Raw genomic sequence first — 19,436 nt, 5'->3', positions numbered from 1 at the left:
TGCTCTAAGCGTATTTGCAATTCGTTTACAGGTGGCAGATGTCGAGTAATAACAGTGCTTTTCAAGGTTTTGGCAAACCGATGGATGCTACCGGCTGTGCTGAACTTCAGGCTCGTTACATGCAGCAGTGGCAGGAGCTGTGGGACCAGGCCCAACGGGGAGCCTTGCCTGCCCCGCAGGATCGTCGGTTTGCGGATGCCGCCTGGCAGCGTAATCCTACCGCCTTGTTCAATGCCCATGTCTGGCAGCTTAGCGTTCAGGCCATGAACGAGATGCTGGACCTGATGGAGCTGGACACCGCACAGCGGGAGCGTCTGAGCTTTTCCATGATGCAGTGGGCCGAGGCTATGTCGCCCAGCAATTACTTGATGCTCAACCCCCAGGCTCTACAAACCATGATGGACACGGGCGGCCAGTCGGTGCTGGAAGGCATGTCCAACTTTATGGATGACTGGCAAAAGGGGCGCATGACCCAAACGGATGAAAGCCAGTTTCAGTTGGGGCAAAACGTGGGCACCACTGCAGGTGCCGTGGTGTTCCAGAATGATATTTTCCAGCTGATTCAGTACTCACCCACCACCAGCATGGTGCATGCCGTGCCTTTGCTGATCGTGCCCCCGTGTATTAACAAGTTCTACATTCTGGACCTGCAACCCGAGAACTCGTTCGTACGCCATGCCCTGGATCAGGGGCTGACGGTGTATCTGATGTCCTGGCGCAATCCCCAGCCGAACGATGCAGCCCATATCCATGCCCTGAGCTGGCAGGACTATCTGGAGCAAGGCGTGCTGGAGGCGATTCGCGTCAGCCAGGAACTGTCGGGACAGGAAAAAATCAATACGCTGGGCTTTTGTATTGGCGGCACCTTGCTGGCCAGTGCCTTGGCACTGGCGCGCAATAAAGGCCAGGATCCGGCCGCTTCCATGACCTTGTTGACCACCATGTTGGACTTTACTGACGTGGGTATGCTGAACGTCTTCATCGACGAGGCACAGGTCGCGTTTCGGGAGTGGCAGTTGGGGCAGGGCGGTTTGCTCAATGCCCGCGAACTGGCCAGTACCTTTTCTTTCTTGCGCCCCGCCGAGCTGGTTTGGAACTATGTGAACAGCAATTACTTGCAGGGCAAAAAACCGCCTGCATTTGATCTGCTGTACTGGAATTCCGACGGCACCCATTTGCCCGGTCCTTTCTTTACCTGGTATTTGCGTAATACCTATCTGGAAAATCGCCTGATTCAGAAGGGGGGCGTCCCCGTGGGAGAGCACCGTGCCGATCTGAGTCAGCTCGATTTGCCTGTGTACCTGTATGGCTCCAAAGATGACCATATCGTGCCCTGGCAGTCTGCCTATGCGTCCTTGCGGGCATTGCCGGCGGCCCAGCATCGGTTTGTGTTGGGAGCGTCTGGCCATATTGCGGGCGTGATCAATCCGCCTGCCAAGCAGCGTCGTAATTATTGGGTGCTGCAAGACGGCGAGCCGGTCGCCACGCTGGATGCCCAGCAGTATATGGAACGGGCTCAGTCCGTCCCCGGTAGCTGGTGGTCGGACTGGATTGCTTGGCTGGCGCCCTTGTCGGGCTCACGGCGTCGCGCAAAACGTCGATTGGGCCATGCGCGTTATCCCGTGCTGGAAGAGGCGCCCGGCAGTTATGTGAAAGTGCGCGCCAGTTAATTCTTCAGTTTTTCAGGTTTCGGGAGCAGGGTAATCAGCCTGCTTCCTTGATCCCGACGCCAGGCTTTTTCATTGCCCGGGCCGGCACAGGGATTCGAGCGTTGTCACCCCTTTCAGGAGATGGATATGAGCAGCAAAGTAGCTTACGTAACTGGTGGTATGGGAGGGATAGGGACAGTCATTTGTCAGCGCCTGGCCAAAGACGGGTTTACCGTAATTGCAGGTTGTGGCCCCAACCGTGATTTTCAGAAATGGTTGGGCGAGCAAGCCGAGCTGGGCTACACATTTCATGCTTCGGTGGGCAACGTGGCAGACTGGGATTCGACCGTCGAGACCTTTAAGAAAGTATTTGCCGATTTTGGCCGTGTCGATGTGCTGGTCAATAATGCCGGGATTACACGCGACGGAACCTTCCGTAAAATGAGCCAGGAAGATTGGCGCGCAGTGATCGACACCAACCTGAATAGCTTGTTCAACGTGACCAAACAAGTGATTGATGGCATGGTAGAGCGCCAATGGGGCCGCATCATCAACATCAGTTCGGTGAACGGGCAAAAAGGGCAATTTGGCCAGACCAACTACTCGACGGCCAAAGCCGGGATCCACGGCTTTACCATGGCCCTGGCTCAGGAGGTTGCCAATAAGGGGGTGACGGTCAATACTATTTCCCCCGGTTATATTGGTACGGACATGGTCCGCGCGATTCGTCCCGATGTGCTGGAGAAAATCGTGGCTACCATTCCGGTGGGGCGCTTGGGCACGCCCGATGAAATCGGGTCTATGGTCGCTTGGCTGGCCTCGGGTGATTCCGGCTTTGCCACTGGCGCGGATTTCTCCCTGAACGGTGGCTTGCACATGAGTTAAGGCTTGTTGCAGTGCATAGCGCGTGTTTTTGTTTTATTGATTAGGAAGTAAGCACCAGCATGGGATCCCCTCGACTCATCAAGAAATACCCCAATCGTCGCTTGTACGACACACAGGCCAGTGCTTACATCACGATGGTCGATGTCAAGCAACTGGTTCTGTCAGGCGAGGAGTTCGCGGTCGTCGATGCCAAAAGCGGCGAGGACCTGACGCGCAGTATTTTGCTGCAGATCATTCTTGAGGAAGAAAGCGGGGGTATCCCGATGTTTTCCACTCCGGTGCTGATGCAGATCATCCGCTTTTATGGCAATGCCATGCAGGGGGTCATGGGCTCGTATCTGGAAAAAAACATTCAGGCTTTCATGGAAATTCAGGAGCGCATGACCGAACAGTCCAAGGGCGTGTATGGCGGGCAGTTCGGCCCCGAGGCCTGGGCGCAATTCATGAGCCTACAGGCCCCTGTGATGCAAACCGTCATGAACAGCTACATCGACCAAAGCAAGAATCTGTTCGTGCAAATGCAGGACCAGATGCAGGATCAGACTCGGCAGATGTTCTCGGTCTTTCCCTTTGTGCCACCCGGCAAAGACAAGAAAGACTGATTTTTTTAGCCTGCCAGCGTTTTAAACGGGGTATGGCTGCTGAGAGTTTCCTGATAGCGGGCCACATGGCCCGCTTCTTCATGCACAAACGCTTCAATGGCGTGGGCAAAGCGAGGATCTGCAATCCAGTGTGCCGAGCTGGTGGGCGTGGGCAACAAGCCACGCGAGAGCTTGTGCTCGCCTTGAGCGCCACCTTCAAAAACACGCAGTTGCTGTGCAATGCAAAACTGGATTGCCTGGTTGTAGCAGGTCTCAAAGTGCAGGCCAGGCACGTAGCGGGTACAGCCCCAGTAACGTCCATAAAGCGTGTGTCCGTCCCGTAGCGACAGGGCGCAGGCGACTTCTTGTCCATGTTGTTGTGCCAGAATCAATACCAGGGATTCGGGTAACTGCTCGTGCAGGCGGGCAAAGAAATCCCGGTTTAGATAAGGATGTTGCCCGCGCTCTTGGTAGGTGTTGGCGTAGCACTGGTAAAAGTAGTCCAGATTTTGTTCGCTAATTTCTTGACCCTGCTTGTGTTCAAAGGACAGGCCTTGTTCGTACACCTTGCGGCTGTCCTGTCGCATTTTTTTGCGCTTTTGCTGGGTCAGCGAAGCTAGAAAGTCCTCGTAGCTGGCGTAGTCCTGGTTCTGCCAGTGAAATTGCACATCATGGCGAATCATGAAGCCAGCCTGCTCCAGAGCTTGCCTGTCGTCCGGATTGGGAAAGAGCACATGCACGGAGGACAACTGATTGTTCTGTGTCAGTTGAATCAGTTGTCGGGCCAGCAGAACCCGATCTTCATGAGAGTGAGCCAAAAGACGCGGGCCACTGACGGGCGTAAAAGGGATGGCGCACAAGAGCTTGGGGTAATAGTCCAGGCCGTGACGTTGATAGGCCTGAGCCCAGCCTTGGTCAAACACATATTCTCCCCGGGAATGGTGTTTCAGATACAGGGGCACGGCGCCACACAGCGTCTGTCCACGATGCATCAACAGGTAATGCGGTGACCAGCCTGTTTGTGGGGTAACGCAGCCAGCGTCGTCCAACGACCTTAGAAAGGCATGGCGGAGCAAGAGGTGATGACCCGATAGCGCATCCCAGCTTGCTGAGTCGAGCTTGTTCAGTTGGGTGCAAAGTGAAAACTGGATCGGTTCAGTGCTGACCATAGCAGTGGGGCCTATCTTGAAACAGGAGTAGGGCATAGGCCCTGACGGCTTTGTATACTAGCCAGCGTTTCATGCAAAGGGAAGGCTTGTTTGGCAGGGTTGCCGGCGCTTGCCCACTACGAGGGGTTCATGAAGAAAAAGATTGCCTTGATGTTGGGCAGCGCGATGGTGCTGGCCAGTTCGGTTCAAGCGGGGCCGGCTTGTGAGTATTTGCGTAATTATGTCGCTTTGCAGCCGCAATCTGGTGATGAGTTGCAGATGCAGGATGAGGATGGAGCTTGTCGAGTTCAGAATGGGCAGTGGTCGGCTGGTTTTTCGTCCATGCTGTTGGCTTTTGACGAGCTGGTGTTGCGCGATGAGGGATTAGCCTCCTATTCTGAGCAGCAAGAGATTCCTGATTCCATGGATTTAAGAATAAGCGGGATCTATGTTCTGACCGGGCTGCTGCCAGGGCAAGATTACATTATGCGTCTACAGGCAAAGCCGATGGATTTCTCCCTTGCCTACAAGTGGGACTCAGCGTCGGCGCAATTGTCTCTGGAGCAAGCGCGATTGCGTAGCCAGCACCTTAGGGAGGTTCGTGTTCAGGCTCAGTTTGGTGTTGAGTCTGCAGTAGGGCGCGCCTTGGGGGCAGACGATCTTGAACAGGCGGAGCTTAAAAGCCTGAATCTGTATTTGGATAATCAAAATCTGATCCAGTCCATGGTCATGCCCGCAGTGGTCTTGAGCATGAGTATGCACGAGGACCCGCGCCCCGCTATTGAAAAGGCCTTGTTGGCAGCACGCAGTGCGGTACAACTGATGCCCGATTCGGTGGCGGATCGAGACAGTCGTGATGCCTTGCTGGCATTCATCGCCCAACTGCCCGCACCCCATGGGCGCTTGTCGTTGGAGATGAACATGGATCCCTCCTGGCCAGTGGTACGCCTGGAGCCTGGCGTGTCTGTTGATCAAGCGCGTAAATTATTAGCTGGCCTGAGCTTGCAAGCCAGATTTGATACAGGACAGGTTCCTGCAGCCTATGTCTGGTTGCGTGATCATTTGCGCTATGGTTTGCATTTGTTCAGCCTTGGCCGAGCAGAGGCATCGAATTAGTTGACGTCAAGCACGGGGTTTTTAGGGGCCGGAGGTTCTCTTCCGGCTTTTGTGATTAGCCGTGTGAGCGCTGTTCAAGCTATAGGTATGGCTTGGGAGGACTGAACGTATCCAGGCCATGTCGCTTAACGTGTCGCAAGCAGCAACGCCTGATAAGGCGAGCACCTTGGAGCAGGACGAAAAAAAACCGCCGCATAAGCGACGGTTTTTTAAATTTGGTTGCGGGGGCAGGATTTGAACCTACGACCTTCGGGTTATGAGCCCGACGAGCTACCATGCTGCTCCACCCCGCGTCAGAAAAGTAACTATAACATAGTTTTTGATTATGTACATAGTGTGGCGTGTTTATTTCATTAATATTTGCCGATGGCTACTGGGAAGGGCATGAGGGCAGGATAAAACGGCCCTCAATTTTCTTGCGTCTTGCCGGTCGCAATGGTGTAATACAGACTGTGCTTACAGGTTCAGCCGGACTGGCATTTCTAAAAGCTCAAACGCGCAAGCGGCTCCCTGTATAGCGACCAGCTCGTATTGGCTGGCATCTAGCTGTGATAGCAGTCGGCTCCCCTACTAGGCGGGATGTCCCGGCAAAACGAATTTCTCTGTTTCTGGCTTTGCTTCAGGTTTAGGCAATCGATAACCCCTGCGGTGGTCTGTTGGTGCCTTGATGTTGGCATTTGACACTATAGACCTGCATTGCCCCGATCAGTTATTGCCCCAAATGTTGTTGTGCTGTTTTCGCGCCCTGTAAATCTCAGAAGCGCCAATTCAAATCCAGTCCGATAGGGCTTGCGGACATACTCATCATCAGCATGTGTGCTTACACAAAATTTTTAATTGCGTTTAATGCTGCTGTTTCTGGCGTTGGCCAGGGCGGTGTGTTTGCGTGCGCGTCCGCTCCGGTACAAAGCTCGGTGGCGATTCGGATGCATGCAGTGCTTGTGATTTTTGCTACGGTGTTGAAGGCTGGTCTGCGTGTTCTGGCGCTGGACTGCGCCGAGCGCAAGATTGAAGACCAAAACGGCGGGCAACAAAAAAGCCAGCGCGAATTGGCTGGCTTGTTTGATTCTGCTAAGCAGTTCCGGATGATGGTTGCGGGGGCAGGATTTGAACCTACGACCTTCGGGTTATGAGCCCGACGAGCTACCATGCTGCTCCACCCCGCGCCGGAAAAGATAAATACTAACATGGAATTTTTGTTTTATGCAAGTATCGCCAGAAAGTGAGGCTTCCCAGTAGTGACTGAAAGTGAAATAATCCGAGTCCTGGAGACGGCTTTGCTGTGTGCGCAGCAGCCCATGAACAGCGCCGAGTTGCGCAAAATGTTTGTCTCCCCGCCGCTGAGCGCGGATGATCTGCGCCGTTATCTGGCTATCTTGCAACTGGATTGGAAAGAGCGTGGCCTGGAATTGGTTCAGGTTGCCTCGGGTTGGCGCTTTCAAAGTCGCCCGGCCATGCAAGTATTTTTGTCCCGTCTTAGTCTGGAGCGCGCGCCCAAGTATTCGCGGGCCGTGCTGGAAACCTTGGCGATTATTGCTTGGCGGCAACCTGTTACCCGTGGGGACATTGAGGACATACGTGGTGTTAGTGTGTCGACTCAAATTGTGCGTACCCTGGAAGATCGGGGCTGGATTGAAGTTCTTGGCTATCGTGACGCACCCGGACGCCCGGCATTGCTGGGAACGACCCGTCAGTTTTTGAATGATCTGGGGCTGCGTTCTTTGGATGAGTTGCCCGCAGTTGAAGCTCTGGATTCCCTGGATGTGCTGTCGTCCTTGCCCAGCGAGCAAGCGGCTGCGTCGGCAGAGCAGGGCAATGCATCGGATCAAGGGCTGGGTCATCAGCAGGGTGAAGATCATCAGGATCAGAGCCGGGAGCAGGCGGCACAGCAGGCTGCAGAGCAAGCGTTTGCATCTGTGGCAACGCAGCAGGCTGGTTCTGAGGCAGGGCAAGAAATAGAACAAGAAGCAGAACAAGACGCTGCTTTGGAAGTGGGCATGGAGCCGCTGCAGGCTTCTGTTGCTCAGCTTGAGCTGGGGTCCGAAGCGGATTCCAAGTCAGGCAGTCAGGACAATTTGCTTGGGGCAGTTTCAGAAGCGGAGCTGCCACAAACTGAACAAGCTGAAGTGAATACGACACCGGACCCCGTGGATGAGGCCCAGGCTGCGGCTGGCCTATCGGATGTACAGGTACCGGATGAAATAAAAAACTCTGGAGTAAATGATTAAAAATGACTGATTCGCACGAGACGAACACAGCCTCTACGTCGGACGCCTCAGGCGCGGCCGACCCCAAGAATCCCCGCGCGAAAGGCCAAGGGCGTAAGTTGCGCACCCCGTTTCGCCGCCGTCGTGGCGATGCTGCACAAGAGTCGGCCCCTCGCCAGAATGAACAGGCTTTGGCTGCCGCTCCTGACGAGGCCAAAGCCCGTCCGGCCCGCCCACAGAATAATCGACGCAAACCTGCGCCGGCGGGTCGTCGCCAAGATGCACGCGGTGGCGCCGGCAAGCGCCCTGGCAGCGCTCAGAATGCTCGCTATTCAAACGCGGCTGACGAGGCACCAGTTGTGATTCTGGATGGTGATGATGACATCGCATTCAGCCACCTGGACAAGCAAAATCGTCTGTCGCAGCGTTTGGGTAAATACATGGGTAGCGATTTGGTGCAGCCCAAATTGCACAAAGTGCTGGCTGAGGCTGGTATCGGTTCGCGCCGCGATATGGAAGAGCTGATTGTTGCGGGCCGTGTCTCTGTCAATGGCGAGCCTGCTCATATCGGGCAACGTGTCAGCGCAGACGACAAAGTGCGTATTAATGGTCAGTTGATCAATCGTGCCAACACCAAGCGCCCCCCACGCGTGATTCTGTATCACAAGCCTGCTGGGGAAATCGTGACGCACGATGATCCCGAAGGTCGCGCCACGGTGTTCGGTCGCCTGCCGTCTCTGAAAGTGGGCAAGTGGTTGTCCGTCGGTCGTCTGGATCTGAATACTGAGGGTTTGTTGATTTTTACTACCTCGGGCGATATTGCTAATCGCATGATGCATCCACGCTACGGCGCCGAACGTGAATACGCAGTACGTGTTCTGGGCGAACTCAGCGAAGAGCAAATGCAGTCCATGCGCGATGGCGTGCAGTTGGAAGACGGCGTGGCCAAGTTCGGCCTGATCGAGTTCCTGGGGGGCGAGGGCAGCAATCGTTGGTATCGCGTCACGATCCACGAAGGTCGTAACCGCGAAGTGCGCCGTATGTTTGAGGCGATGGGTGTGACGGTTAGCCGTTTGATCCGGACACGTTTTGGTGATGTGGGCCTGCCTAAGAACTTGCGCCGTGGTCGTTGGGAGGAGCTGGACGCTGATGTGGTGATGGCATTTATGCTGCGTCTGGGTTTGGTGAAAGAATCGGATGACGAGGGTGGTCACCAGCGTCGTGAGCGTCAGCCTCTGTCTCATGACAGTGCCTTGCCCCCCGGCTTCGGTACGCTGGAGCATAACGGCCTGAGCGGTGCCCGCATGGGCCGTGGTGGTCGTGTGGCAGGTCGCGGTCGCTCCTCGAACAATGTACGTGTGAATGAGTCCGTCAGCGGCGCCTTGTTCATCAGCGGTGGTTTGGCCAATGGCCATCCCGATGGTGGTCGTCGTGAGCACGGTGGTCAAGGGCGTGGTACTGCGCGCAGCGGGCAGGGTGTTCGTGGTCAGCAGCGCGGTCGTTCGGCAGAAGGGCGCTCTTCGGAGGGGCGTGCACACGAAGGCCGTGGTCGCGAGGGGCGTTCGCAGGAAGGTGCGCGCGTACACAATGGCCGCCGCCCAGTGCGTGGCGATCAGGCGCGCGGTGAACCGGGGCGTAATGAGCAAGCCCGTGGCCAGGCTCGCGGAGGCCAGGAGGGGCGTGCGCCTTCGGCCCGCCGCAGTGCTTCCGATCGCGCCGGTGCCGGGCAAGCGCCTAAGGCACATGTGAAGAAAACAACAGTGGTGCGCCGTGTCAGCCGTCGTGATGATGACTGGCAGCCAGCCGGCTCGGCCGCTCATGAGTCCCACCTGGGACGCGGGCGTCGGTAAAGCCAAGTCGCGCGGACTTTGAGTTTGTGGCCCAAACCCTGCGGTTTGGGCCTGTAAGGCCGTGTGAATGCACGTATTTTCCGGTTTTCTGGTAGAATATAGAACTTGGCTCAGAGACGTTTGTGTCGGCTGGGTCTTTTTTGATGCTGCGCGCCAGCGAATAGGGCGGTCTTTCAAAGAAAAGACCGCGTGGATCATCCGGTTCGGTTGCGCCTGCAACTATCCCGAGTTTGACGTTGGCAATGCGCAAGACCAGGGCCCGCTTGACCCTCAAGTGAGCATGGTGACCATGGGCTGGCGTACAGCCCATTTTTTTTGGATTTTATGGCAGACATTCTGGCTTTGGCACAAGAGACCCTGGCGGGTACCGAGTACGAACTGGTGGACGTGGAGCGTGCGCCGCTAGGCTTGTTACGCATCGTCATTGATCACCCGGAAGGGGTGCGTATCGAACACTGTGAATGGGTGTCTAAACAATTATCGCGCGTTTTCGAAGTGGAAAACGTGGACTATAACCGCATGGAAGTGACTTCGCCGGGGATAGATCGCCCCTTGCTGCGCATTGGTGATTACGTGCGTTTTGCGGGCAGTCGGGTGCAGGTGCGCCTGCACGAAGCACTCGATAATCGGAAAGTGTTTGTGGGTACGCTCCACGCTCCTGAAGGGGCGCTACCGACTAGTGTTCCGCTGGATACCGTTTTTAGGCTGGAACTGGACGAAGCATCGGGCAAGCTGACGCAGGTCGAATTCACCTATGACCAGGTGGATCGTGCCAAATTGGATCCCGTTCTTGATTTCAAGGGTAAGAAGCGATGAGTCGCGAAATTCTATTGCTGGTCGATGCGCTGGCGCGTGAAAAATCCGTAGCGCGTGATGTCGTGTTCACCGCGCTCGAAAGCGCCCTGGCCTCGGCCATGAAAAAGCGCTTCAAAGAGGATGTCGATATCCGTGTGGAAATCGACAGGGAGACCGGCGCCCACGAAGGGTTCCGGCGTTGGTTGGTCGTGCCCGACGAGGCCGGCCTGCAAGAGCCCGATAAACAGGAAATGTTGTCGGACGCCCAGGAAATCGATCCCGAGCTGCAAGTGGACGATTACATCGAAGAGCCGCTCGAACCTATCGAGTTCGGTCGTATCGGTGCCCAGGCGGCCAAACAGGCCATTTTGCAAAAAATCCGCGACGCCGAGCGCGAGCAGGTTCTGAACGACTTCCTGGAGCGCGGTGAAACGATTGTTTCCGGTACGGTCAAGCGCATGGATAAGGGCGATGCCATTATCGAAATGGGCAAGATCGAGGCGCGTTTGCCTCGTTCGGAAATGATCCCCAAGGAAAATATCCGTGTGGGCGATCGCGTTCGTGCCTGGGTACAGAAAGTGGATTACGCCGCTCGTGGCCAACAGGTCATCTTGTCGCGTACCGCTCCTGACTTTATTAAAGAACTGTTCGAGAACGAAGTACCCGAGATCGAACAGGGTCTGCTGGAAATCAAGGCCGCTGCCCGTGATGCGGGTGTGCGTGCCAAGATCGCCGTTATTGCTTACGACAAGCGTATCGATCCTATCGGTACTTGCGTGGGCATGCGAGGTTCGCGCGTTACTGCCGTGCGTAACGAGCTGGGCGGCGAACAGGTCGATATCGTGTTGTGGGCCGATGATCCGGCCGAGTTTGTGATCGGTGCCTTGGCCCCGGCACATGTCGAATCCATTTTGGTGGACGAAGACAAACACGCCATGGACGTGGTGGTAGACGAAGAAAATCTGCCCAAGGCGATTGGTTCGCGTGGTCAGAACGTGCGTCTGGCATCGGAGTTGACCGGCTGGCAGATCAACATCATGACACCGGAAGAAAGCCGCAACCGACAGGACGAAGAGCGCGAAGAATTGCGCGCCATGTTCATGTCCCGTCTGGATGTGGACGAAGCCGTGGCCGATATTCTGATCGACGAAGGGTTTACCGGTTTGGAGGAAATCGCTTACGTGCCTATGCAGGAATTGCAGGATATCGAGGCCTTTGACGAGGAAACCGTCAACGAGCTGCGTGCCCGCGCCCGCAATGCACTGCTGAGCGAGGCCATTGCCAAGGAAGAATTGGTACAGACCGCGGTCAAGGAACTGGCAGGAATCGAGGGCATGACGCCCGAGCTGATCGCCGTACTGGCTGAAAACGAGATTACAACGCTGGATGAACTGGCGGAACTGGCAACGGATGAACTGTCCGAGATGACCGGCCTGGCGCAAGATGCAGCCAGCGACCTGATCATGCGTGCCCGTGCCCACTGGTTTGACGACGAGGCCTGATATGTCTAGCTAGGTCCCGCGCGTTGTATTCATTAAGAATAGTTGTAGTAAAGCAAGAGAGAGTCGAATGTCGAGTAACACTGTCGCCCAGTTCGCTCAAGAACTGAAAATGCCTGCGAATGTTCTGCTGGAGCAGTTGCGTAGCGCAGGTATTGAGCTCAAATCAGTTGATGACGCCATCACTGATTCGGATAAGGCGAAGCTGCTTGAATCGTTGCGCCGCTCGCACGGCAGTCAGGAAGGTCAGAAGATCACCCTGACTCGTCGTCAAACATCGGAGATCCGTCAGGATGACGGGTCGGGTCGTTCCCGCACGATTCAGGTGGAAACACGCAAAAAACGTGTGTTTGTAAAGCGTGATCCCTCCGAGCTGGTGGCAGAAGCCAATGCGGCATTGGCACAGGAAAATGCAAAGGAGCAAGCTGCTCAGGCCCAAGCGGCCAGTCAGGAAAAGCCGGCTGTTGAACAGGCGCCCGCCGCGCCTGTCAGCGAGCCCGTGGCTCCTGTGGCCGCCGCTCCCGAGACTCCTGTGCAAGAGCAAGCCCCTGTTGAGTCCAAGCCTGAGCCCAAGCCAGAGCCTGAGCCCGAGGTGGTCGCCGCTCCTGAGCCGACTCCTGTTGTTGAGCCCGCGCCCGAACCTGCTGCTCCTGCAGAGCCCGTTGTGGCTGCGCAGGAAAACCCAAGCCAACCCGAGCCCCAGCCTCAGGAACACGCCCCTGCGGCATCGGAACCCTCCGAAGCCGCTGCAGAGCCTGTTCAGGAAAGGGTCGAATCGGCTCCCTCTCCTACGGCCCAAGAAAAGCCTGTGGAACCTACTAAATCTGTGAACGACGCCCGTCAAGCTAACTCTGTGAATAAAAATCAGCACCCTCAAGGGACAAAAACGCCCACTTCGACTGGAAAACCTCGGGATATGGCCACCAATAGCCAGCGCCGTGCCGTGCGTGGCCCGGTGATTCCTCCTGTTGCCGCCGATGTGGAGCAAGACCAGGATCGTGATCGCGCCCGTAAGGCAGCAGAGGCGGAAGCCGCTGCGTTGCGCGATATGTTGAACCGTCCTCGTAAAGTCTTGCGTGCTCCCGAGCCAGAGGCTGACAGCAAGGCAGGTGCCAAGGGCGCTCAGAAAAAAGAGGTCAAAGGCGCCAAGGCTGAGAAGGTTCCAGGCAAACCCGTCAAGACTGACAGTACGCCTGGCTGGACCAGCGATGCCAGCCGCAAGAAGCAGCCTTCCAAGGCTGATGTGGCCTCCGCCGGTGCCGGTGGTGGTCGTGAAGGCTGGAAAGCCAACGCCAAGGCAGGCCGTGGCAAGGGTGGCCGTGGTGGCCGCAATGCTCAGGCCGAGCGTCGCGAACCACAAGTGGCAGAATTCATTGCCCGTGAAGTACACGTGCCTGAAACCATTTCGGTCAGCGACCTGGCTCACCGTATGGCCGTCAAGGCAGCCGAGGTGATCAAGCACCTGATGAAACTGGGTCAGATGGTCACCATCAACCAGGTGCTGGATCAGGAAACGGCCATGATTTTGGTCGAAGAGCTGGGTCACAAGGCCATTGCCGCCAAGCTGGACGATCCTGAAGCCTTCCTGGTGGATACGGATGCCCAAAACGATGCTGAACTGAAGCCTCGTGCTCCAGTGGTAACCGTGATGGGTCACGTTGACCACGGTAAAACGTCGCTGCTGGACTACATCCGTCGCGCCAAGATCGCGTCGGGCGAAGCCGGTGGTATTACGCAGCACATCGGTGCTTACAACGTGAAAACGGATCGCGGCACCGCCACTTTCCTGGATACCCCCGGTCACGAAGCCTTTACGGCCATGCGTGCTCGCGGTACCAAGGCTACGGACATCGTGATTTTGGTGGTGGCTGCAGATGACGGCGTGATGCCTCAGACTCGTGAAGCCATTCACCACGCTCGCGCCGCTGGCGTGCCACTGGTGGTGGCGATCAACAAGATCGACAAGCCCGAAGCTAACCCAGAGCGCGTCAAGCAAGAGCTGGTAGCCGAGGAAGTGGTGCCCGAAGAATACGGTGGCGATGTGCCCTTTATTCCTGTGTCGGCCAAGAGCGGCCAGGGCATCGACGAGTTGCTGGAAAACGTCCTGTTGCAAGCGGAAATGCTGGAGTTGAAGGCTCCGATTGATGCGCCTGCCAAGGGTACAGTGATCGAGGCCCGTCTGGACAAGGGTCGCGGTCCAGTGGCCACCATTCTGGTGCAAAGCGGTACCTTGAACCGCGGTGACAGCGTACTGGTTGGCGCTTCCTTTGGTCGCGTTCGCGCCATGTTGAACGAAACCGGCAAGTCGCTGAACTCGGCTGGCCCATCGATTCCAGTGGAAATCCAGGGTCTGACCGAAGTGCCAGCAGCGGGTGACGAACTGGTTGTGATGGCTGACGAGCGTAAGGCCCGTGAGATCGCCCTGTTCCGTCAAGGCAAGTTCCGTGATGTGAAACTGTCGCGTCAACAGGCCGCCAAGCTGGAGTCCATGTTCGACAACCTGGGTGAAGGTACGCAAACCCTGTCGCTGATCATCAAAACCGACGTGCAAGGTTCGCAAGAAGCTCTGGTGCAGTCGCTGGTCAAGTTGTCTACCGACGAAGTGCGCGTGGTGGTGGTACACGCGGCTGTGGGTGGCATCTCCGAGAGCGACGTCAACCTGGCTATTGCATCGAACGCGGTGGTAATCGGCTTTAACGTCCGTGCCGAGCAAAGCGCCAAAAAACTGGCCGAAGCCAACGGCATTGATCTGCGTTACTACAACATCATTTACGATGCGGTGGACGAGGTCAAAGCGGCTCTGTCCGGCATGCTGGCTCCCGAGCAGCGCGAAGAAGTCATCGGCATGGTTGAAATTCGCGAAGTCTACAACGTGTCACGTATTGGTAACATCGCCGGGTGTATGGTTACCGAAGGCGTGGTCCGTCGCGACTCGCAAGTTCGCTTGCTGCGCAACAACGTGGTGCATTGGAGTGGCTACCTGGATTCCCTGCGCCGCTTCAAGGACGATGTCAAGGAAGTGCGTTCCGGCTTCGATTGCGGTATCACACTGCGTGGCAACAACGACATCCAAGTGGGCGACCAGCTTGAGATCTTCGAGATCAAAGAGATCGCCCGGACACTGTAATTTATGGCACGACACAAGTCCAAACCAAACCCAGGGCGCAACCTGCGCCTGGCCGACCAGATCCAGAAGGATCTGGCGGTCCTGATCCAGCGCGAGATCGACATGACCCGCGCTGGTTTGATTACCTTGACCGGCGTGGAGCTGTCTCCTGACTACGCACACGCCAAAGTGTATTACTCGGTGCTGGGCGCCGAGCCCGAAGTCGCTCAGGCTGCTTTGACCGAGAAGGCCGGTTGGTTGCACTCGCTGCTGTTCAAGCTGCTGCACATCCATACCGTTCCAACTTTGCATTTTCATCACGACCGACAGTTGGAACGCGGCATGGAGCTCTCCAAGCTCATCGACAGCGCCAACCAGGCCGATAGCCAATTGACTGGCTCCGCGTCCAAGTCGGACGAACCAGACGAACAGCCCTGACGCGGCTGTTGTTTCTTCACGGATTGACACACAATGGCTACGCGAAAACGCGGGCAGTTGATTGATGGTGTGCTGCTACTGGACAAGTCCGACGGAATGTCCAGCAACCACGCTTTGCAGCGTGCCCGCCGCACTCTGGATGCCCGCAAAGCTGGCCATACCGGAACCTTGGACCCGTTTGCGACGGGTCTGCTGGTTTGCTGTTTTGGCCGGGCTACCAAAATTTCTGCCACGATGCTGGAAGCAGACAAAGCCTATGAAGCTACCTTGCAGTTTGGACAAGAAACCGATTCAGGCGACTTGACCGGCAATGTGGTGTCTCAGGCTCCGGCAGATTTTGCCGGCGTCACCCTCGAGGCGCTGGAAGCAGTATTGCCTGCTTTCCGAGGACCCATTACGCAGGTGCCGCCCATGTATTCCGCGCTCAAGCGCGATGGCAAGCCCCTGTATGAATATGCCCGTCAGGGTATAGAGCTGGAACGTGAGGCACGACATCTCGTGATTCACGATTTGCAGGTGCAAGACTTTACGCCGCAATCGGCGCGTTTGTTTGTACGTTGCAGCAAGGGAACCTATATCCGGACCCTGGCGCAAGACATTGGACGTGCTCTGGGGTGTTTTGCCCATCTGACGGCCTTGCGCCGGACAGAATTAGGACCTTTTCATATCGACGACGCCTACACCCTGGATGGGTTGCAGGCGATGGAAGACCCGATGTCGGCCTTGCTGGCCATCGAGAGCTTGCCTACCGAGATTTTGCCCAAAAAACTTCAATCAGAAGGATGAGTTATGAGACGCGCATTGCGCAATGTGGCCATTATTGCCCACGTTGACCACGGGAAGACCACCCTGGTCGATCAATTGTTGAGACAGGCAGGTACGTTCCGTGACAACGAACATATCTCCGAACGTGTCATGGACTCGGGCGATATCGAGAAAGAACGCGGTATTACCATTCTGGCGAAGAACTGTGCCGTCGAATACGAAGGCACCCACATCAACATTATCGACACCCCCGGTCACGCTGACTTCGGTGGTGAGGTCGAGCGCGTGCTGTCCATGGTTGATGGCGTGCTGTTGCTGGTGGACGCGGTGGAAGGCCCTATGCCTCAAACCCGTTTCGTGACTCGTAAAGCGCTGGAACTGGGTTTGCGTCCGATTGTGGTGGTCAACAAAGTTGACCGCCCTGGCGCCCGTCCTGACTTCGCGATCAACGCCACCTTTGATCTGTTCGACAAATTGGGCGCTACCGACGAACAGTTGGACTTCCCCATCATTTACGCATCGGGTCTGTCGGGCTACGCCGGTTTGACCGAAGACGTGCGCGAAGGCGATATGCGTCCTTTGTTCGACGCTATTTTGGAACACGTGCCCCAACGTGAAGACGACGTCAACGCACCCCTGCAACTGCAGATCTGTTCCCTGGATTACAGCTCCTACGTGGGCAAGATCGGTGTAGGCCGTGTGAACCGTGGCCGCGTGCGCGCTGCTCAGGATGTAGTCGTGAAATTTGGTCCTGATGGTGAAGTCATCAAGGGCCGCATCAACCAGGTTCTGAAGTTCAAGGGTCTGGAGCGTGTGTCGGTAGATGAAGCCGAAGCCGGTGACATCGTGCTGATCAACGGTATTGAAGAGTTGGGCATTGGTTGCACGGTAACCGATCCTGCTCACCAGGACGCCTTGCCTTTGCTGCGCATTGACGAGCCTACCCTGACCATGAATTTCATGGTGAACACCTCGCCATTGGCTGGCCGTGAAGGCAAGTTCGTGACCAGCCGTCAGCTGCGCGACCGTCTGGATCGCGAGCTGAAATCCAACGTGGCGCTGCGCGTTAACGAAACCGACGACGATACCGTGTTTGAAGTGTGCGGTCGTGGTGAGTTGCACCTGACCATTCTGATCGAAAACATGCGTCGTGAAGGCTACGAAATGGCCGTATCGCGTCCACGCGTGCTGATTCGTGAAGAAAACGGCGTCAAGATGGAGCCCTACGAGCAACTGACCGTGGACGTCGAAGACGGCCACCAAGGTGGCGTGATGGAAGAGCTGGGTCGCCGTCGTGGTGACTTGCAGGATATGGTTGCCGATGGCCGTGGTCGTACCCGTCTGGAGTACCGTATTCCCGCTCGTGGCCTGATTGGCTTCCAGGGCGAGTTCATGACGCTGACACGTGGTACTGGCCTGATGAGCCACACCTTTGACGAGTTCCGCCCCATGCGTGAAGGCGCGGTTGGCGAGCGTCGTAACGGCGTGCTGATCAGCCAGGACGACGGTGATGCCGTGGCCTACGCCTTGTGGAAACTGCAGGATCGCGGTCGCATGTTTGTGTCTCCCGGTGATGCCCTGTACGAAGGCATGATCATTGGTATTCACAGCCGCGACAACGACCTGGTGGTTAACCCCATCAAGGAAAAGAAACTGACCAACGTGCGTGCTTCCGGCAAGGACGAGCACATTGATCTGGTTCCACCTATCCGCTTGAGCCTGGAATACGCCGTGGACTTCCTGGATGACGATGAGCTGGTTGAAGTGACTCCCAAGTCCATTCGCCTGCGCAAGCGTTACCTGAAAGAACACGAGCGTCGTCGCAGTCAACGCGAAAGTTAATTCTTCGGGTTTTGCGATAGGAGAAAACGCCTGCTTGATGCAGGCGTTTTTTTTATTCTATATTGGCAGGGTTGGGCCATATGTGAGAAAGTTATTAAGAGGCTGGGGTGTATGCATAATCGCCCCAGCTTGTTTTTTAAATCGGCAAAGGGTGTGAGATAAATAAATTTGATTGGATAACTCATCAAAAAAGAAACGGCCGTTTTAATTTTTGCTTAATACTTATTTGATACAAATTGGCTGGACACATTACCAAGCTCGCTTTGCATAGTCTCAGTGATTGCTGTGTACCATCCTGTTTTTGCTTGATTTTTTTGTGAATCAGGGTGCGCTTCACAGTTTCCCCCCATTAAGGAGAATACTGATGGTGCAGCATATTGTGATTGTAGGTGGTGGTATTGGCGGTACGATGACCGCCAATCATCTGGTGACCAAGCTATACCCGGAAATTCGTTCGGGCAAAGTCCGCGTTACCCTGTTGTCCAATTCCCCCTGGCATTATTACAAGCCCGCTTTTATGTATGTGGCTTTTGATGCCTTTTTCCGGGACGAGCTGCGGCGACCGCAAATTTCCCTTTTACGCCCTGAAATTGATTTCCAGCTGGAGGAGGTCAGTGGCTTTGATTTCTCAGCCAGCCGTTTGCACTGCGCCAGCGGTAAGAAGATCGATTACGACTATCTGGTGCTGTCTACGGGTTGCGTGCCATCACCGGAAAAAATCGAGGGCCTGAAAGAGGGCGGTGATCATTTCTATCAGCACGCCCCTGCCCGTCAGTTGGCTGACCGTCTGAGCAGGCTGGAGAAAGGCCGCGTGCTGGTTACTGTCACCTTCCCCAAAACCCATAATGTTCCGCATCAGTGCGGCATCGCGCCGGTAGAAACTACCTTGATGCTGGATGAATACCTGCGTCGTCGTGGCGTACGGGACAAGGTGGAGATTGCCTATACCTATCCCACCACCTCCCAGCTCCTGCGTAATTGCCTGTTCATGCAGAACGAGGTTTGCCAGGTCTTACCGCCAATTTTTGAGGATAGGGATATCAAGCATCAACGTGGTTTTACCTTGAGCCGAGTGGACCCTGAACGCAAGATTGCGTATTCCGAGGAAGGGGCAGAAGAGCCATTTGACCTTTTGATGGCAACACCGCCAATTACGGCAGTTGCAGCGGTTCGTGATTCGGGGATCTCTCAAGCCGCCGACAACGAGGGCTGGGTCCCCACCGATCATCAAACCATGAAGGTGCTGGGCCTGGACAATGTGTACGTGCTGGGTGACACGGTGGACCTGCCCATCAGTAAAGCAGGTGGCTCATGTCACAACCAGTCGCCTGTGGTGGTCAATAATCTGGCCTCCGAGCTGCGATTCGGGCGTACTTGTGACGAATACGACGGCCGTGTGGTGGCGGTAGCCCAAATGGGTCTGGAGGGGGGGATGCCGCTCTGGTATGACTACAAGGAGGATGTGCATCCTACGCCGCCCACCAAGCTGGGTGGCCTGCTGCGCAAGGGCTTTAATCGGGGTATTTACTGGGCCGTGGCCCGTGGCTTGGTCTAA

The 19,436-nt window shown here is 56.0% G+C and carries 14 protein-coding genes and 2 tRNA genes; 13 read left to right on the top strand and 3 right to left on the bottom strand.

From position 1 onward, the window contains the following. Positions 1-38: 38 nt before the first annotated feature. The 3 genes from CA948_RS09840 (at position 39) to phaR (ending at position 3,136) form a co-directional block, all read left to right on the top strand. Positions 39-1,670 (top strand): PHA/PHB synthase family protein, encoded by a 1,632-nt coding sequence (locus CA948_RS09840; protein ID WP_108727909.1) that lies wholly within the window; start codon positions 39-41, stop codon positions 1,668-1,670. 126 nt (positions 1,671-1,796) lie between these two features. Beyond that, positions 1,797-2,534, top strand: a complete 738-nt coding sequence (phbB, locus tag CA948_RS09835) for an acetoacetyl-CoA reductase (protein WP_009457629.1) — start codon at positions 1,797-1,799, stop codon at positions 2,532-2,534. Between the two features lie 59 nt (positions 2,535-2,593). Then, positions 2,594-3,136 carry a polyhydroxyalkanoate synthesis repressor PhaR gene (gene phaR, locus CA948_RS09830; protein WP_094195972.1) on the top strand — a complete coding sequence of 181 codons (543 nt, stop codon included), beginning with the start codon at positions 2,594-2,596 and terminating at the stop codon, positions 3,134-3,136. A 5-nt stretch (positions 3,137-3,141) separates the two neighbouring features. On the opposite strand, the gene CA948_RS09825 is transcribed toward phaR, so the two are convergent. Beyond that, a complete protein-coding gene (locus CA948_RS09825; RefSeq protein WP_094198285.1) occupies positions 3,142-4,284 on the bottom strand; it encodes a GNAT family N-acetyltransferase in 1,143 nt (380 codons plus the stop codon). 129 nt (positions 4,285-4,413) lie between these two features. Here CA948_RS09825 and CA948_RS09820 point away from each other — a divergent pair, with 129 nt between their 5' ends. Continuing rightward, entirely contained in the window at positions 4,414-5,379 is a 966-nt protein-coding gene (locus CA948_RS09820; protein ID WP_108727908.1) for a hypothetical protein, read from the top strand. A gap of 216 nt (positions 5,380-5,595) precedes the next feature. Here the strand turns inward: CA948_RS09820 and CA948_RS09815 are convergent. Then, positions 5,596-5,672 (bottom strand) — tRNA-Met (locus CA948_RS09815). A 796-nt stretch (positions 5,673-6,468) separates the two neighbouring features. Further along, positions 6,469-6,545: transfer RNA gene (locus tag CA948_RS09810), tRNA-Met, on the bottom strand. A 132-nt stretch (positions 6,546-6,677) separates the two neighbouring features. Between CA948_RS09810 and scpB the strand changes: the two genes are divergently transcribed. The 9 genes from scpB (at position 6,678) to CA948_RS09765 (ending at position 19,436) form a co-directional block, all read left to right on the top strand. Further along, positions 6,678-7,607 (top strand): SMC-Scp complex subunit ScpB, encoded by a 930-nt coding sequence (gene scpB, locus CA948_RS09805; RefSeq protein WP_230019160.1) that lies wholly within the window; start codon positions 6,678-6,680, stop codon positions 7,605-7,607. A gap of 2 nt (positions 7,608-7,609) precedes the next feature. Continuing rightward, on the top strand, positions 7,610-9,436 hold the full coding sequence (gene rluB, locus CA948_RS09800) for a 23S rRNA pseudouridine(2605) synthase RluB (RefSeq protein WP_108727907.1): 1,827 nt from the start codon (positions 7,610-7,612) through the stop codon (positions 9,434-9,436). 324 nt (positions 9,437-9,760) lie between these two features. Then, on the top strand, positions 9,761-10,252 hold the full coding sequence (rimP, locus tag CA948_RS09795) for a ribosome maturation factor RimP (RefSeq protein ID WP_094195988.1): 492 nt from the start codon (positions 9,761-9,763) through the stop codon (positions 10,250-10,252). Beyond that, positions 10,249-11,733, top strand: coding sequence for a transcription termination factor NusA (nusA, locus tag CA948_RS09790; RefSeq protein ID WP_108727906.1), 1,485 nt, complete (start codon positions 10,249-10,251; stop codon positions 11,731-11,733). Before rimP ends, nusA begins: the two co-directional genes overlap by 4 nt. Before the next feature lie 67 nt (positions 11,734-11,800). Further along, entirely contained in the window at positions 11,801-14,857 is a 3,057-nt protein-coding gene (gene infB, locus CA948_RS09785) for a translation initiation factor IF-2 (RefSeq protein ID WP_108727905.1), read from the top strand. A gap of 3 nt (positions 14,858-14,860) precedes the next feature. Continuing rightward, positions 14,861-15,274: a 30S ribosome-binding factor RbfA gene (gene rbfA, locus CA948_RS09780; protein ID WP_094195991.1), complete on the top strand. Its 414-nt coding sequence runs from the start codon at positions 14,861-14,863 to the stop codon at positions 15,272-15,274. 33 nt (positions 15,275-15,307) lie between these two features. Next, the gene (gene truB / locus CA948_RS09775) at positions 15,308-16,060 is read left to right on the top strand and encodes a tRNA pseudouridine(55) synthase TruB (RefSeq protein ID WP_022983561.1); all 753 of its coding nucleotides are present in this window, start codon (positions 15,308-15,310) and stop codon (positions 16,058-16,060) included. 3 nt (positions 16,061-16,063) lie between these two features. Beyond that, complete coding sequence (gene typA, locus CA948_RS09770; RefSeq protein WP_094195992.1) at positions 16,064-17,881, top strand: translational GTPase TypA; 1,818 nt, start codon at positions 16,064-16,066, stop codon at positions 17,879-17,881. Between the two features lie 364 nt (positions 17,882-18,245). Then, on the top strand, positions 18,246-19,436 hold the full coding sequence (locus CA948_RS09765) for an NAD(P)/FAD-dependent oxidoreductase (protein ID WP_094195993.1): 1,191 nt from the start codon (positions 18,246-18,248) through the stop codon (positions 19,434-19,436).

Source organism: Alcaligenes aquatilis, from assembly GCF_003076515.1.
Classification (GTDB): Bacteria; Pseudomonadota; Gammaproteobacteria; order Burkholderiales; family Burkholderiaceae_B; genus Alcaligenes; species Alcaligenes aquatilis.
The sequence above is the reverse complement of the archived record's forward strand: the minus strand, read 5'-3'. Positions and strand labels throughout refer to the sequence as shown.